Genomic DNA, 15656 nt, shown 5'->3' with positions numbered 1-15656 from the left:
ATTATTTGTTGATAACTTGAGGGGGCAAATTGACCTGAAACGCCTATTTACATAGGGTATTCGTTATATTTGTAAGATTTGAAATTTTCAAGGCAAATAAAGCAGATGTATGAGCGAAGAAGCTAAAAAGAATCAATACTCCGCAGATAGTATCCAGGCCCTTGAGGGGATGGAGCACGTGCGTATGCGACCCTCTATGTATATTGGAGATGTAGGGACAAGGGGGTTACATCATTTGGTATATGAGGTGGTTGATAATTCCATTGATGAAGCCATGGGTGGTCATTGTGATACCATTGAGGTCATTATCAATGAGGATAATTCGATCACAACAAAAGATAACGGTAGGGGTATTCCTGTTGGCCTGCATAAAAAGGAAGGAGTTTCCGCCCTGGAGGTGGTAATGACCAAGATTGGGGCCGGAGGTAAATTCGACAAGGATTCCTACAAGGTTTCCGGGGGTCTGCATGGTGTTGGGGTTTCCTGTGTGAATGCCCTATCCAGCCATCTCAAAGCGGTGGTACATCGCGAAGGTAAAATTTGGGAGCAAGAATACGAAAGAGGTAAAACCCTCTATCCTGTAAAGAGTACTGGAACCACCAAGGAAACGGGAACCATAGTGACCTTTGTTCCTGATGATACCATTTTTACCCAGACTACGGAATACAGCTATGATACCTTGGCCAACAGAATGCGCGAGTTGGCTTATTTGAACAAGGGAGTCACCATTACCCTTACAGATAAGAGAAACAAGGACGAAAAAGGAGAATTTATCTCTGAAACCTTCTTTTCTGAGGAAGGTCTCAAGGAATTCATCAAGTTTTTGGATGAAACCCGTGAGCCGCTGATTCAAAGTGTGATTGCCATGGAAGGTGAGAAGAATGGAATCCCAGTGGAAGTGGCCATGATTTACAATACCGGTTTTTCCGAAAACCTTCATTCCTATGTAAATAACATCAATACCCATGAAGGAGGTACGCATTTATCCGGATTTAGAAGGGGATTGACCACTACCCTTAAAAAATATGCGGATAACTCTGGATTGCTGGATAAATTAAAGTTTGAAATTTCCGGGGATGATTTCCGGGAGGGTTTGACCGCCATTGTTTCGGTAAAAGTGGCCGAACCACAGTTTGAAGGGCAGACCAAGACCAAGTTGGGTAACCGAGAGGTCACCAGTGCCGTGAGCCAAGCGGTATCAGAAATGCTTACGGATTATCTAGAAGAACATCCAGATGATGCCAAGCAGATCGTAGAAAAGGTGAAATTGGCCGCCCAGGCACGTCACGCAGCTGCCAAGGCGCGTGAAATGGTCCAACGTAAAAACCCTATGAGTGTTGGAGGGCTTCCTGGAAAACTTTCGGATTGCTCAGAGCAAGATCCTACCAAGTGTGAAGTATTCTTGGTTGAGGGTGATTCTGCGGGAGGAACGGCCAAGCAAGGAAGGGATAGAAACTTCCAGGCCATTTTACCACTTCGTGGTAAGATTTTGAACGTGGAAAAAGCCATGCAACACAAGGTTTTTGAAAACGAGGAAATCAAGAACATCTATACCGCGCTTGGGGTTACCATAGGCACCGAAGAGGATAGCAAAGCGCTTAATCTGGAAAAACTTCGATACCATAAAGTGGTTATCATGTGTGATGCCGATGTGGACGGTAGCCATATTGAGACTTTGATCCTAACCTTCTTCTTCCGTTACATGCGGGAATTGATAGAGAATGGACATGTCTACATCGCCACCCCACCATTATACTTGGTGAAAAAAGGTTCCAAAAAGCGATATGCGTGGGACGACAAGGAACGCGATGAGATTGTGGAATCCATGAAAGGAGGAGCAAGCATCCAACGTTATAAAGGTCTTGGGGAGATGAACGCCGAGCAACTTTGGGATACCACGATGAATCCAGAGTTTAGGACCCTTCGCCAGGTGAGCATTGAAAATGCCACGGAAACAGACCGGATCTTTTCGATGTTGATGGGAGATGAGGTTCCGCCAAGACGTGAATTCATTGAGAAAAATGCGGTTTATGCGAACATAGACGCATAACAGTGTTCCATCGATAAAACAAAAAATCCCAGGTTACCCTGGGATTTTTTTATGGTTGGATATTTGGTGTTGGTTAGTTCCATGTAAACTCGCCCTGCTCAAAAGACCAATCGTTGCCAAAGAAACCGGCACATTTCACAGCATCAGTTCCGTAATCCATGATTCCATTGCTGAATAGGAGCAAATCGGGGTAAGAAGTTCCGTTCAAAAGATAGTGATTGCTATAAATCGCCTTCATGCCGTTTGTTCCCGTGGCACTGACCACCCCAATACTTGCCGTATCACTATCCTGTCTAGGCGCAATAAAATAAAGCCCCCATTGGTTTCCTTTTATTTCCTTCCCATCAAGCGTAACTTGATTGTTTTTGATTTGAACCGGAAAGTGTTTCAAGAGTTTGTTCCAGGCGGAGTTGTTGTCACTGTTTCCATAGAGAACAATGTTTCTATTCGGATATGCCTTGGGGCTAAAATCCACATCGGCTACCAATTCCACGGATCCATTGGCCCTATAATAAAAGGTTTCTGCATCCAATCGTGCTTTATTGTAATACCATTCATTTTCTTGGGCTGTCCCTTTTGTGGCATAAACAAAGACCATTTCATTTCTAAAGGCATCCTTGAAACCTCCATTTCTATGCGGCCCCTTTTCCTTGGATGATGGTGCATTTCCTATCCTCCATGATTCATTGGTATGGTGTAAATAGATTTTGCCAGTTGATGAAATTTCCAGGGTGTCGTTGTCAATTTGGAGCTTGCCGGTACCCATTCCCATGGCATCCAAATCCAGCTTAAGAACGGAGACATTCTCCGTATCTATTTTGACCCCGTCTTCTTTGTTGAAGTTGATAGAACTAATCTCCAATGGTTTTTGCTGTTGGACAATGGTTGCAAAATGGGAGGTAGCTGAAACTCCGGGTGAGGCCGTGTAAAATTCCATTTTTTGGATGGTGGAATCCGCAGGAATGCTCCGTTGTTTGAACAAATCGAAGATTGGTGGCCAATCCATACTGTGATCACCATACCAATGGGTTCCCCCAGGATATTCGTAATACGTAAAATCAGAATGGAACTTACCCAACACTTCCCGCATTTCCCGGGCAATAAAGGTGGGCACCACATTGTCTTTTTCCCCATGCAATACATAGATTCCCTGCTGCAGATAATTTCGCTTCAATTTTAAGGTCCTACTTGGGTTTCCTGCACGTAAAATCATATGGTCCATATCTGTGAGCTGTGGCTTCTTTTGCATTTCTTCCAACATTTTGGGCGTAATGCCCCAGCGTTTAAGCTCCTCGTCACTGGCACTTAAGGCCCTTTTTACAAAACTGTCCCGATAACCCAATAGATCGGGGTAGCCCGCACAGGGTGCAATGGCTGCAAATTTATCCGGATAAGTGGCTCCCAGGTACCAGGTACCATGGCCTCCCATGGAGTGACCTGTCAAATATATTTTTTGTGGATTTGGTTGGTAAATCCTTTTGCCTTCTTTTAATACCTCCAGGGCATCCAAACGCCCCCAATCTTCCCAGGCAAATCCAAAAGGCCTTCTATTGGTAGGTGCTACCACATGCCCCCAATCCTTTTGCTTATAAGCATTGGCTTGGTTTACCGCCTCTACGGATGCACCGTGAACCGAAAGGAACAAAGCCCCATCTTCCAGATCGTGTGCGGACGAGGGTGCTACGCTAAAATACTGCACACTACCATCAATTTGACTTATAAAAGTGCGTTTGTGCTTATCGTGTTTGGATTTGATGTGTATAGTTATTTCCTGATCATCCAAAGTCTGTTCCGAACCACTCATTAGCTTTAGATTGAGGTTTGATTCCTGGGCAGTGGTATTGGCTGCCACGGCCGGAATTTCAAAAGCCACCTTTCTTACGCTCATAGGAGGAATTGACGGAATCTCTGAGGTCAATTTCTTTCCTTGATGCGCTACCTGAATCTCATGCTTTTTCACCCAAGTATCCGAAGCATTTATGACTCTGATGGCCCCCTGATAATTAAGGTTTTCGCCAATGAGCAAATCGGGCAAAGTCATATCCCGTTGCGTCAAAAGTATTGGTGATTTTGGTTGGATCAATCGAGCACGCACCCGTGGGAAGCGCCCCGATTTCAATACAAACACATTGGTGCCCTTTTTCAATTTGATGGGGATCAGGCTATAACCAAAATCATAATAATCCCCTTCATGCGGAAACCCGTTAATAATGGCCTGGGTATGGCCCGAAGCTTCAAAAAGGACAACGTCTTCCTTGTTGGATTTGTAGCTGAGGTAAACGTAGGACCCTCTAAGTACAGGACTGTTGAAGGTGCTGCTGCTATCCACTTTGATCTTGGTCCATCGCTGCGCGGTTCCGGAATGGTCCACCAGACCAATCTCGCCCTCAGCAACCGTTTTATGGGTCATTAAAAAATCCTTGAATACTTTGTCCGTTGGAAACGAAATGGAATTGAGAGCGTTTCGTTTTGTAGGAAGATAGAGTGCTTCCTTGAACACATGGGCTACTTTGCCCTCATTGACCTCGTTTACCTTTTCCTTGCCAAAATATTCAACAATGTTGCCTTGTCTTTTTTGTCCATGTAAAAGTGAACCACAAACAAAGCAGACAACAAGGGCAAGCAATCTAGAATTCGAGAATTTTACCATAAAATGATTTTTAGCGAAAAAGTAAAGATTTGCCCCAAGGCCAGCAAAAAGAATAGATTACTCATAGAGCAGGGGCGACAGACAACATAAATAAACCAACCAACTGATTTTTTCGATTTTGAAGAGCTGTTGAAGTAGGTGTGATTTTGCCCTGGTTTTATTGTATTGCCATCACAGTAATACCCCTAAATATATAGATAAGGGCATTTCACAACAAAAAGTCGGGCTAACCAGCCCAGTTTCATAGTTTTGGGAAAAACCTCACAAGATGAAAAAGATAGTTTTTTTACTGACGTTGTCCAGTGCTACCATGGGAATGGCACAGTCTAATTTGAATGACCTTTTGGCTGCTGGACTTAACGATGCGGAGCGATTTACCACAGCGTGGCTGGCTCCGGTTACCGAAGCAGGTGTTTACAGTATCTCCAATGGGTGGTATAACTCTGCCGATGCCAAACCCCTAGGCGGATTTGAAATTTCCATCGTGGGGAACATCACGGGATTCAAAAACAAAAACGATAAAAAATCCTTTACCCTAAATACCGCTGATTACGAAAATCTGCAATTTGCTGACGGGAGTGCTTCCAAACAAGTGTCCACCGCTTTGGGAGATATTGAAGGAATAGATGTTTATATTGAAGCTGAAATTGCTCCAGGTGTAACTGAAAGAGCTGATTTCGAACTGCCATCAGGACTGGCTTCAGAAGACATAAACTTTGTTCCCTCCGGATATATTCAAGCCAGTGTGGGCCTTATTAAGGGTACAGAGGTGAAAGCCAGATTTTTGCCCAAAATAGATACCGATGATGTTAAAATTGGACTCATAGGTTTTGGATTACAGCATGATTTTACCAAACACCTTCCTGCGGACAAGTTGCTTCCGGTTGCCATTTCCGCAATCATTGGATATACCAGTCTTACGGGAGAATATGATTTTACCGATACTCAGGTAATAGATGGTGAAAATCAGAGGATCGACACTAAATTTAACTCCTGGAATTTTGGGGCAGCGGTTTCCACGCGTTTACCTGTTATCAATTTTTATGGAGGGCTAAATTATATTACCGGAAAATCTGAGACCGATATTTTGGGAACATATGTGGTGACCTCAGGCCCATTTCAAACAACCTATGAAGACCCATTCTCCATTAGCAAAAAAGCAAGTGGGGTCTCTGCCAATATCGGCACCAAATTAAAATTAGGGTTCTTTAGGGTCAATGCGGATTACAACATTGCGGAATTCAGTACCTTGACCTTTGGTATCAACTTCGGATTTAGGTAGAAAGCAAGCTAAGCTATTCCAACTCAAAACATAAAGAAAGCCCCAACAATTGTTGGGGCTTCCTATTTTCATATGGTGTGCCTTCCATTATTCCCTGGTGGCGAAGACAGAACCATTCTCCAAGGCTAATATTTCAGGGTTGCTGGTCTCTTCCAGGCTCACAATAACATCCGTGACCTGTTCATCCGAATAGGTAATGGTGTATTTACCATTTTCCTCGGACCATTTAAAATCGGTATAAAAAGTAAGGCTAGAGTTGGAGTAGCTTTGATATCGACCTAGGTATACATCGTTGAAAATCCACTCCTCTCGCGAAGTACTTCCATTTTTGTTTTCGTCTCCATTGGCATCGTCCCTTACCCAAATCCCGAGAATGGGATCGTTGTTTTCAGGAATACTGGTGCAATTGCTAACAGCAACTATGGATGCAATGGCCAACAATGAAAAGAACTTTTTCATAGGTTAAGTAGGTTAAATGTAATTTGGGACTAATACAACGGTGTTTTTGATCCAAGTATTGTTGGAAAATCGATGTATGGTAAAGGTCTTTGCCATTTCTTCGGTGAACTGCACAATTTGTTAACATTGTACATACTTTACCTACAATTTGTTGGAGGATTCCAATCCAACTTAAAATGGTAAAATGTCAGGTTTTATCTGCTACAAATGCCTTATTTTTGAACGTTTAAAATAAAATCTTATAAAAATGAAAGTTACCGTAGTTGGAGCAGGTGCAGTTGGGGCTAGCTGTGCCGAATATATTGCCATGAAAAATTTTGCCGCGGAAGTGGTTTTGTTGGATATTAAAGAGGGCTATGCCGAAGGGAAGGCCATGGATTTGATGCAAACCGCCTCTTTGAATGGTTTTGATACCAAAATCACTGGTACCACAGGTGATTATTCCAAAACTGCAGGTAGCGATATTGCGGTAATTACCTCTGGAATTCCACGTAAACCTGGAATGACCCGCGAAGAATTGATTGGAATCAATGCTGGAATTGTGAAGTCTGTTGCTTCCAGTTTGTTGGAGCATTCACCCAATACCATAATTATTGTGGTGAGCAACCCTATGGACACCATGACCTATTTGGTGCACAAAACCACAGATCTGCCCAAAAACAAGATTATTGGAATGGGTGGAGCCTTGGACAGTGCCCGTTTCAAATACAGATTGGCTGAGGCTTTGGAATCTCCCATTTCTGATGTGGACGGCATGGTCATCGGCGGACATAGTGATAAGGGTATGGTGCCACTTATTGGACATGCTACCCGAAACAGCGTTAAAGTTTCCGAATTTCTTGAAGCGGACAAAATGCAATGGGTGGTTGAAGAAACCAAAGTTGGCGGCGCCACATTGACCAAATTGTTGGGTACTAGCGCCTGGTACGCTCCCGGAGCTGCCGTTTCCGGATTGGTGCAGGCCATAGCATGTGATCAAAAGAAAATGTTCCCTTGCTCTGCCTTGTTGGAAGGAGAGTATGGATTGGATGATTTGAGCATTGGAGTACCAGTAATTCTGGGAAAAAATGGCATCGAGAAAATTGTGGAAATTGATTTGAGCGATGCTGAAAAAGCCAAAATGCAGGAAAGTGCCGAAGGCGTGAAAAAAACCAACGGACTGCTTCAGCTGTAAGCTGAATTTCCACCATATAAAATGTCATTTCGAGCGTGAGCGAGAAATCTGTCTGCTACGGATGGATTTTGGTCAGTGCTGAAATGACATTTTTGTTTTAACAGTATTCCCGCCAGTTGCTTATTGCAATTCCCATAATTTCTATTGGCAAATCTTATGGGAAATGATATATTTGCACGCTGTTTAGCAAAACATCATAAAAATTTAATAATCAATGCAAAATAAAGGACTTATAAAGCTTTTTGCACTCCTTTTTGGTTTGGTGAGTGTTTATCAGCTATCCTATACTTTCATTACAAGCAAGTTGGAAAAGGATGCTGAAACCTACGCCATTAGCCAGATTTCGGAAGATGAAGAAGGGTATGTGGCAAAGCGTGAGGCTTTAGAGGCATCGTATCTGGACTCCATTGGGAGCAATCCTATTTTGGGCTTTACCAGTTATGAAGATGCCAAAAAGAAAGAACTTAATAAGGGATTGGACCTTAAAGGGGGTATCAACGTAACCCTCCAAATTTCTGTTAGGGATATCCTGCAAGGTTTGGCAAATAACTCCAAAAACCCGGTTTTCAATAAAGCTTTGGATGATGCGGATACGGCATCCAAGAATAGCCCTGATACCTATTTGGAACTGTTTTTTGATGCTTTTGATGCCATTAAAGGCGATACCAAATTGGCGTCTCCGGATATTTTTGCAAATAAGGGGCTAAGCGATGTGATCAACTTCCAGATGACAGATGACCAGGTTAAGCCCATTATCCGAACCAAAATTGATGAGGCCATTGTTTCTGCATTTGAGGTATTGCGTGAGCGTATCGATGGTTTTGGGGTAACTCAACCCAATATCCAAAGGGAAGGAAATTCCGGTCGTATTTTGGTAGAACTGCCTGGAGCCAGGGACATTGCCAGGGCACAGGAACTACTTTCCAGTACGGCACAATTGGAATTCTGGGAAACCTATCAGCAAAGCAATCAAAGTTTAGGTGCGTTTTTTGTGAACGCCAACGAACGCTTAAAAGAGATTTTAGAGCCCGTTGAGGAAGAAGTGGAAGGGCAGGCTACTCCAGAATCAGAGATTGATTCCTTGTTATCCGATGTTGCACAAGATTCCTTGGACTTGACACCTCAGGTAAATCCATTACTGGGCAAACTGATTCCAGGTAACCCAGGGAGCCATGCCATTGCAAGAGCATTGGTTTCTGATACCGCTGAGATTGGCGGATATCTTAGGATGCGAGAAATTAGAAGATTGTTGCCTGCTGATGTCCAGTTCACCAAATTTTTATGGGAGCGTCCTGCAAAGGATTCTGAGATTGCTGAGTTATACGCCCTTAAATCAAATAGGGATAACGTTCCCAGAATAAGTGGGGATGTAGTATCTGATGCACAGGATACTTTTGACCAATACAACAAGCCTGCGGTAAGCATGACCATGAATACCAAAGGGGCCAAGGATTGGGAAAAGTTGACAGGGGATGCCTATAACAACCAAACAGGTATTGCTATTGTATTGGATGGTAAAGTATACACGGCACCAGGAGTTACCAACGGACCCATATCTGGTGGACGTTCTGAAATCACGGGAACCTTTACGGTTAACGAGACCAAGGATATTGCCAACGTATTGAGAGCTGGTAAGCTTCCCGCACAAGCAGAAATTATCCAATCGGAAGTAGTTGGGCCATCTTTGGGTCAAGAAGCTATCGATAGCGGTTTCATGTCCTTCCTGATCGCCATGGCCTTTGTTTTACTATGGATGATTTTCTATTACGGTAAAGCTGGAATCTTTGCAGACATCGCATTGATTTTGAACATAGTCCTCATTTTTGGGGTATTGACCAGCCTTGGTGCGGTATTGACACTTCCTGGAATTGCAGGTATCGTATTGACCATTGGTATGTCCGTGGATGCGAACGTACTGATCTTTGAACGGATTAAGGAAGAATTGGCGCGCGGCAAGGGCAAAGGTCAGGCTGTGGCAGATGGTTTCAGCAATGCATTGTCTTCCATCTTGGATGCCAACATTACTACTGGTTTAACCGCGATTATCCTTTTCATTTTCGGTTCTGGTCCCATTAAAGGATTTGCAACAACCCTTTTGATAGGTATTGTAACTTCCCTGTTCACCGCTATCTTCATCACTAGGTTGATGGTGGATACCTATATCGCCAAAAAAGGAAGAACCTTGGATTTCTCCACGGCGATGACCAAGAGCTTGTTCACCAATATGAAGATCAACTTCTTGGGCAAACGTAAAATTGCCTATATAGTTTCTGCGATATTGGTTGGTATTGGAGCGTTCTCTTTGTTTACCACGGGCTTGCAGCAAGGTGTGGACTTTGTAGGGGGAAGATCGTATCAAGTTCGTTTTGAAAAAGCAGTAAATCCATCTGAAATTGCATCGGAATTGAACGATGTGTTTGGAAGCGGTACCAATGTGAAGACATTTGGGGAGGCTAATCAGATTATGATTACCACTCCTTACAAAGTAGATGTTGAGGGAATTGAAGTGGATAATGAGATTCAGGATAAACTATACACCTCACTGCAAAAATACTTGCCAGATGGCACTTCGTATGATGAGTTTACCTTGAGTGCTGCATCTGACAAGGCTCTTGGAATTGTCCAATCCAAAAAAGTTGGACCTACTATTGCGGATGATATCAAGAATAATGCGTTTTTGGCCATTATTGGTTCTTTGGCAGTGGTGTTCCTCTACATACTTTTACGATTTAGAAAATGGCAATTCTCTTTGGGTGCGGTGATAGCGGTATTCCACGATGTTATGATTGTACTGGGAATATTCTCATTGACCGGTAAGATCATGCCGTTCAACATGGAGATTGATCAAGCCTTTATTGCGGCCATCCTAACCGTAATTGGGTACTCCCTGAACGATACGGTGGTAGTGTTCGACCGTATTCGGGAAATCGTTAATCTCAAAGGATGGAACAATGGACAAAATATCAATCAAGCATTGAATAGTACATTGAGCCGTACATTGAATACCTCGCTTACTACCTTGATAGTGCTTTTGGCCATTTTTGTATTTGGTGGAGAGAGTTTAAGAGGATTCATGTTTGCTATGATTGTGGGGGTATTGGTAGGTACCTATTCCTCTGTGTTTATTGCAACACCGATTATGTTTGATGCCTTGAAAAAGAAAATTGGCTCAGCTAGAGAGTAGTTGAGAATTTATATTTGGTCGAAAAAGCCGTCTGTTTTCAGATGGCTTTTTCATTTGGGGGGTAGGGAACAAACATATTCGTAACCTTTTTGGATGTATGCTCCGAGTTGGCTCTTGTCTTTCAATAGCGATTCGGGAATCAGAACATATTCACGCATAGTGGCCCCATGGGATTTGAACGGATGCGCCCCATAAGCTTGGTCAAAGACTTGAATGTCCGCTTTGGAAAGCCTAACACCTAATTCCCCATCCTTATTCAGTAGGGAAAACATATATCCGTTGGCGGAGGTATAGGGCATGGTTTTGCCCTTTCGCTCAAAATTGGGATTGACGGCTACAACTTCATCATAAATTTTTAGAACCTCTTCCTGCATACCATCAAATTTAAGATAAATCCTTGGCCATGACTTGAAATTCAAAATCTTCCTTGCCAATGCTAAAACCATGGTCACCAAAGGTGTCAAAGCCGTTTTTGGTATAAAACCGAATAGCTCTTTCATTTGCTTTGAGCACCGAGAGCCAGATTTTTTGAAAACCTTCTTCTTGTGCTTTTTTCAAGAGAATCTCTTGGAGTGCCAACCCCACTTTTTGGGATAAAAAGTCCTTCAATACATAGATTTTCTGCAGTTGACAAACCTTATCCAAGTTCAAAAAAGGGGAAGGAGAGTTTCGTTTTAGTTTGGCATAGCCAATAGGGAGCTCATCCACATAGGCCAGCCAAAACACATTATTGGGCTTGGATAGGCTAGTGCGCAACTTGGAAACCCCAAAGGTTCGGTTGAGATATTGATCCAAATCGGTTGGGTCCCTAAAATAATGCCCAAAAGTTTCGGTAAAGGTAATCCGAGCCAACAAAGCAATAACAGCTGCATCATTTGTATGCGCCTCCCTCAATTGAATCATGCTGGGTATTTTTCTAAATTCCCCAATATTTGACGGTCATGATGGGTTACATGGTATATGGTAAAGTACAGCATTTCCCGTAAGGTTAACTTACCCATGGCTGGATGAAGAACTGCATGTGAGTCCAGAATTGCTTCGTCAAAGAAATGAAGTCCTTGATTTAGGGATTCTGTTGCTGCTAGCAGTTCTGAAAGCGTTCGCTCTCGATTTTCAATGGTGATTTTAGTGGGGACAAATCGCTCGGGTAACACAAAATCCCTCAAGTTTTCCAGAACTTTCAGATAGTCATCTACCAATGTTTTGTAACTACGACTTGGGTTTTGGGCCAATCCAAATTTTTCCTCCAGGACCTTGGGAGTTGTATTGAAAATTTTTGCTGTAGGAACTACCGATTTCAGAATGTGGTCCAACTGTTGCCCTGCAGTCCATTTAGGGCCAGGAATTCGGGTAAAATCCTCGCTCCCTAGACTTTCCAATTTTTTTGCAAAAGCTTGATGGTTCTGCTTTAATTGTTGAATGATTTCTTCCTTTTTCATTCTTGGTTTATTTGACGCTTCCTGTAGAACCGGATTCGCCCATTTCCAAAATGTAATCAAATTGGGGTTCCAATCCAACCTCTTTTCTATGGGATACAAAAACTATGGTGGTATCGCTCTCGTTGGAAATCTTGTTCACCAGGGCTATGAACAGAGCCGCATTGGCGTCATCCAATCCAGCGGTTGGTTCGTCCAGAATGAGCAACGGAGGATGTTTTACCATGGCACGGGCGGTCATCACCAATCGTTTTTGGCCTTGTGTCAGTTCCAAAAACTGCATGCTTTTTTTGTGTTCCAGCCCCAAAAGTTTCAACCATTCCTTGGCCACTCGCTTTTCATGGTCAGACGGTCTTATGTATAGCCCCACCGAATCATGAAACCCGGAAACCAGCATATTTTCCACACTATGGTATCCATTAAACTTATCGGTCATGGCGGGAGTAAAATAGCCAATCTTACTTTTAAGATCCCATACGCTTTCCCCGCTTCCCTTTTTTTGCCCAAACAAGGTTAAATCTTTACCATACCCTTTATGACTGTCTCCGGTGACCATGGACAATAGGGTGGTCTTGCCACTGCCATTGGGGCCTATAAGTTGCCAAAATTCCTCCTGCTTTATGGTCCAACAGATGTTGTTCAATACTTGCCTTCCATCAAAACTGACCGATACGTTTTTGAATTCCACCAAGGCTTCGGACTCCACTTTGATTTGCTGGATAGGAGGGGGGATCGGTAGTTGGAATCCCAAGACGGTATTTTGATTGGCCTTAAAAAAGGCGTCTGAACCGGTATAACTTTTTAAACTTCCATTTTCTAATTTGAAATAGTTGGAAGCAATGGGGAGGATATCCCCCAGTCTGCTTACCACCAGCACCAAAACCGTGGTTTTTGATATGGTGAGGAGCTGCTCCCTAAGACTTGCCTGGGTGGCAATATCCAAATTGTCAAAAGGGTTTACCAGAACCAAAAAATCGGGACTTTGGGAGAGCAAATGGCGGAGTAAAGCTTTCTTTTGCTCGCCGCTGCTCATGGTCTTTAGGGATTGTTGGGTGTCTTGAGTGAGGATTTTTACATCATGCCGTTCTTCCTCATCCATAAAGCGGTGGATTTCCGAACGTGAAAAAAGCAAGCCCGATTTGTTTTCCAATGCTTCAAACCCACTGGGCAATGGACCATTTAACAGGTTGTGGACCAAATTCTTGGTCTTTGAGGTGTTGCTGGTAAGTACGGCGTAGTTTTTAGGTTGGTCCATACCTCAAATAAAGGATTTTAAGTTAGAAATTATCCCTGATTTACCCTAAAAATGTGTACAGGATTATCTTTGTAGGTAGTGGTCTTGTCCAGAACCATCCCATTTTTTAAGGCTACCATTTGGGAGGGAACGTTATCCACATGGATAATGGAAATCAAGGTATCGGTCAACCGGTTTTGAAATGCATAGTGCTTGCACTTCTTGGCGGCTTCAAAAGCGAAACCCTTGAGCCAAAATTCAGGTAGAATCGAGTATCCTATTTCCAACTCCTCAATTCCATCCACAGTCTGAACCAACAGGCCACAAATACCAACCAATTGCCCGGTAGATTTCAGTACCAGGGCATTCATACCACCCAGCCCGTGCTCGTATCGTTCAAAAATACGGTCAAACTGCTGTTGACAAGCTTGGATTGGATCCGAGGGTAGCCCGTCCCAAAATTCCGTGGATTTTGGATTGTTGTAAAACGGTAGCCAAGCATCAAAATCTGAGAGTTGAATCTTTCTGAAAAGTAGTCGCTCACTACTTTGGTTTTCCAGGAGTCGTTTGTCCATCTAATTTCGTGAATAAGCAACCGTATCGCCCACTTCAAGACCCCATTTATCCGACAAGCCTGCATTGATTTCCAATACAAATTTCACAGGGCCTTCCGAAGGAAGCCCACTTTCGTCAAACGGCTTTGCATTTTTTTGAAAACTTGCAATTTTCAAGTTTTCATCGATATAGATGATATCCAAAGGAAATTGGGTATTCTTCATGTAGAAGGAGTGATACGTCACATTTGGGAAAATAAACAACATTCCCTGTTTTTGCTCCATGGATTCCCTATACATCAATCCGGTCTGGGTCTCATAATCGGTTTCCGCAATTTCAATGTCCAAACGGGCGATTATGGAATCCGTTTCGGGTTTGGAAATGGTCAATTCCCCTTCCTTGGTAAACGTAATGGTCTTGGTTTTGATCTCTTTTTTGGACTCCGTTTTACATGCACCAAGGAACAGCACGGAACCTACCAACACAAAAAGTATATTACGCCAATTGCTCATTCCAATGGATTATTGTTTAGCTGAATTGGGTCTGAACATGAAATACAATCCTATCAAAATCATAGGGATGCTCAACCATTGTCCAGTAGATAGAAGTCCAAGGGTTTCCTCGATCCCGCCTTGTTCCCTTTTGAATCTCTCCACAATAAATCTAACCGTCCAAAGGCAAACCATAAACAGCCCAAAGAGATATCCGGGCTTGTCTTTTTTTTCTGTTTTCCAATACAAAAGATACAAGAGCACAAAAATGAGTGCATAACCAATGGCTTCATACAATTGGGCGGGATATCTAAAGGGGATGGACTCCAGAATGCTGGCAAATTGGGGGTCGTTTTCAATGGCCTTATAGGCGGCATTGGCGGTTTTTTCCCCAGTGACCCGCATAGCTTCACTTTCTGGCATATCTTGACTGTCACGAATAAATCGGGTGGCCATAAAAGAGGAGGCATCGGTTTCCTTCCCGTTGATTTCGGAATTGAAGAAATTCCCCAAACGAACAAAACACGCCCCAATGGCGGATACGACTGCCATCCTATCCAGTAACCACAACATCTTAATGTCTTTCCATTTCCGGGTGTAAAGCCACATGCCTATGATGGCCGCAATAGTGGCCCCGTGGCTAGCCAAACCGGCAAAACCGGTAAATCGAAACTCGGGAACTGTACTTATGGGCAATAAAATGGAGAGCGGATCTTTGATAAACAAATCACTCTGGTAAAAGATCACGTGTCCAAGACGAGCGCCCAACATAATGGAGACGATTCCGTAAATAAATAGGGAATCCAATTTCTCCATGGACTTGTTTTCATTTTGAAAGATGCGTTTCATCAGAAACCATCCAGCTATAAAGGCGGCTATCCAGAGTAGGTTATAGTACTTGATCTGAACAAAACCCAGTTGAAACAAAGTGCCATCCGGATTCCAGTTAAAGCCTAAAAAGTACATAAGGTAAAATTTTGGACTAATATACTTAAAGAAGTTAGACCGCTACGCTTTTAGATGTTAGAATTGAGATAAATCATTGATAGGTTTTTTGGTGAATAGCATGCAGTTTAATTTGAGATTTGGATGCTAGAATTTGAGAACGTTCGAATTGGGTGACTACTTGTTGGGTTTAAGG

The 15656-nt window shown here is 43.0% G+C and carries 13 protein-coding genes; 4 read left to right on the top strand and 9 right to left on the bottom strand.

What is annotated here, in order from left to right; all coding sequences use genetic code 11:
• Window positions 1–109: 109 nt before the first annotated feature.
• Window positions 110–2050, top strand: coding sequence for a DNA topoisomerase (ATP-hydrolyzing) subunit B (gyrB, locus tag ACO6S0_RS12880; protein ID WP_422348769.1), 1941 nt, complete (start codon window positions 110–112; stop codon window positions 2048–2050).
• A 73-nt stretch (window positions 2051–2123) separates the two neighbouring features.
• Here the strand turns inward: gyrB and ACO6S0_RS12875 are convergent, their stop codons facing one another.
• The gene (locus tag ACO6S0_RS12875; RefSeq protein WP_422348768.1) at window positions 2124–4700 is read right to left on the bottom strand and encodes an alpha/beta fold hydrolase; all 2577 of its coding nucleotides are present in this window, start codon (window positions 4698–4700) and stop codon (window positions 2124–2126) included.
• Between the two features lie 268 nt (window positions 4701–4968).
• Between ACO6S0_RS12875 and ACO6S0_RS12870 the strand changes: the two genes are divergently transcribed.
• The gene (locus tag ACO6S0_RS12870; RefSeq protein WP_422348767.1) at window positions 4969–5982 is read left to right on the top strand and encodes a DUF6588 family protein; all 1014 of its coding nucleotides are present in this window, start codon (window positions 4969–4971) and stop codon (window positions 5980–5982) included.
• Between the two features lie 87 nt (window positions 5983–6069).
• Here the strand turns inward: ACO6S0_RS12870 and ACO6S0_RS12865 are convergent, their stop codons facing one another.
• Window positions 6070–6441, bottom strand: coding sequence for a hypothetical protein (locus ACO6S0_RS12865; RefSeq protein ID WP_422348766.1), 372 nt, complete (start codon window positions 6439–6441; stop codon window positions 6070–6072).
• A gap of 247 nt (window positions 6442–6688) precedes the next feature.
• On the opposite strand from ACO6S0_RS12865, the gene mdh reads away from it, so the two are divergent.
• Both mdh and secDF read left to right on the top strand, forming a co-directional pair.
• A complete protein-coding gene (gene mdh, locus ACO6S0_RS12860; protein ID WP_422348765.1) occupies window positions 6689–7615 on the top strand; it encodes a malate dehydrogenase in 927 nt (308 codons plus the stop codon).
• 214 nt (window positions 7616–7829) lie between these two features.
• The gene (gene secDF, locus ACO6S0_RS12855) at window positions 7830–10799 is read left to right on the top strand and encodes a protein translocase subunit SecDF (protein ID WP_422348764.1); all 2970 of its coding nucleotides are present in this window, start codon (window positions 7830–7832) and stop codon (window positions 10797–10799) included.
• A 50-nt stretch (window positions 10800–10849) separates the two neighbouring features.
• Here the strand turns inward: secDF and ACO6S0_RS12850 are convergent, their stop codons facing one another.
• The 7 genes from ACO6S0_RS12850 to lgt are packed head-to-tail and all read right to left on the bottom strand — an operon-like array spanning window position 10850 to window position 15481.
• Entirely contained in the window at window positions 10850–11173 is a 324-nt protein-coding gene (locus ACO6S0_RS12850; RefSeq protein WP_422348763.1) for a hypothetical protein, read from the bottom strand.
• A 10-nt stretch (window positions 11174–11183) separates the two neighbouring features.
• Window positions 11184–11702 (bottom strand): GNAT family N-acetyltransferase, encoded by a 519-nt coding sequence (locus ACO6S0_RS12845; RefSeq protein WP_422348762.1) that lies wholly within the window; start codon window positions 11700–11702, stop codon window positions 11184–11186.
• On the bottom strand, window positions 11699–12238 hold the full coding sequence (locus ACO6S0_RS12840) for a DinB family protein (protein ID WP_422348761.1): 540 nt from the start codon (window positions 12236–12238) through the stop codon (window positions 11699–11701). The genes ACO6S0_RS12845 and ACO6S0_RS12840 overlap by 4 nt, the downstream gene beginning before the upstream one ends.
• A gap of 7 nt (window positions 12239–12245) precedes the next feature.
• Window positions 12246–13490, bottom strand: coding sequence for an ATP-binding cassette domain-containing protein (locus ACO6S0_RS12835; protein WP_422348760.1), 1245 nt, complete (start codon window positions 13488–13490; stop codon window positions 12246–12248).
• Between the two features lie 29 nt (window positions 13491–13519).
• Window positions 13520–14044, bottom strand: a complete 525-nt coding sequence (locus tag ACO6S0_RS12830) for a GNAT family N-acetyltransferase (protein ID WP_422348759.1) — start codon at window positions 14042–14044, stop codon at window positions 13520–13522.
• Entirely contained in the window at window positions 14045–14536 is a 492-nt protein-coding gene (locus ACO6S0_RS12825) for a DUF192 domain-containing protein (RefSeq protein ID WP_422348758.1), read from the bottom strand. It abuts the gene before it with no gap.
• A 9-nt stretch (window positions 14537–14545) separates the two neighbouring features.
• On the bottom strand, window positions 14546–15481 hold the full coding sequence (lgt, locus tag ACO6S0_RS12820) for a prolipoprotein diacylglyceryl transferase (RefSeq protein WP_422348757.1): 936 nt from the start codon (window positions 15479–15481) through the stop codon (window positions 14546–14548).
• Window positions 15482–15656 lie beyond the last annotated feature (175 nt).

This window comes from Flagellimonas sp., assembly GCF_965233845.1.
Lineage (GTDB): Bacteria > Bacteroidota > Bacteroidia > Flavobacteriales > Flavobacteriaceae > Flagellimonas.
This window is presented reverse-complemented; position numbering and strand designations above follow the sequence as displayed.

Excerpts from the sequence above, each read along its gene's own strand:
- ACO6S0_RS12840 (WP_422348761.1), bottom strand. The coding sequence starts at position 12,238 with ATGAAAAAGGAAGAAATCATTCAACAATTAAAGCAGAACCATCAAGCT.
- ACO6S0_RS12845 (WP_422348762.1), bottom strand. The coding sequence starts at position 11,702 with ATGATTCAATTGAGGGAGGCGCATACAAATGATGCAGCTGTTATTGCT.
- ACO6S0_RS12825 (WP_422348758.1), bottom strand. The coding sequence starts at position 14,536 with ATGAGCAATTGGCGTAATATACTTTTTGTGTTGGTAGGTTCCGTGCTG.
- mdh (WP_422348765.1), top strand. The coding sequence starts at position 6,689 with ATGAAAGTTACCGTAGTTGGAGCAGGTGCAGTTGGGGCTAGCTGTGCC.
- secDF (WP_422348764.1), top strand. The coding sequence starts at position 7,830 with ATGCAAAATAAAGGACTTATAAAGCTTTTTGCACTCCTTTTTGGTTTG.
- ACO6S0_RS12875 (WP_422348768.1), bottom strand. The coding sequence starts at position 4,700 with ATGGTAAAATTCTCGAATTCTAGATTGCTTGCCCTTGTTGTCTGCTTT.
- ACO6S0_RS12850 (WP_422348763.1), bottom strand. The coding sequence starts at position 11,173 with ATGCAGGAAGAGGTTCTAAAAATTTATGATGAAGTTGTAGCCGTCAAT.
- ACO6S0_RS12865 (WP_422348766.1), bottom strand. The coding sequence starts at position 6,441 with ATGAAAAAGTTCTTTTCATTGTTGGCCATTGCATCCATAGTTGCTGTT.
- lgt (WP_422348757.1), bottom strand. The coding sequence starts at position 15,481 with ATGTACTTTTTAGGCTTTAACTGGAATCCGGATGGCACTTTGTTTCAA.
- ACO6S0_RS12835 (WP_422348760.1), bottom strand. The coding sequence starts at position 13,490 with ATGGACCAACCTAAAAACTACGCCGTACTTACCAGCAACACCTCAAAG.
- ACO6S0_RS12870 (WP_422348767.1), top strand. The coding sequence starts at position 4,969 with ATGAAAAAGATAGTTTTTTTACTGACGTTGTCCAGTGCTACCATGGGA.
- ACO6S0_RS12830 (WP_422348759.1), bottom strand. The coding sequence starts at position 14,044 with ATGGACAAACGACTCCTGGAAAACCAAAGTAGTGAGCGACTACTTTTC.
- gyrB (WP_422348769.1), top strand. The coding sequence starts at position 110 with ATGAGCGAAGAAGCTAAAAAGAATCAATACTCCGCAGATAGTATCCAG.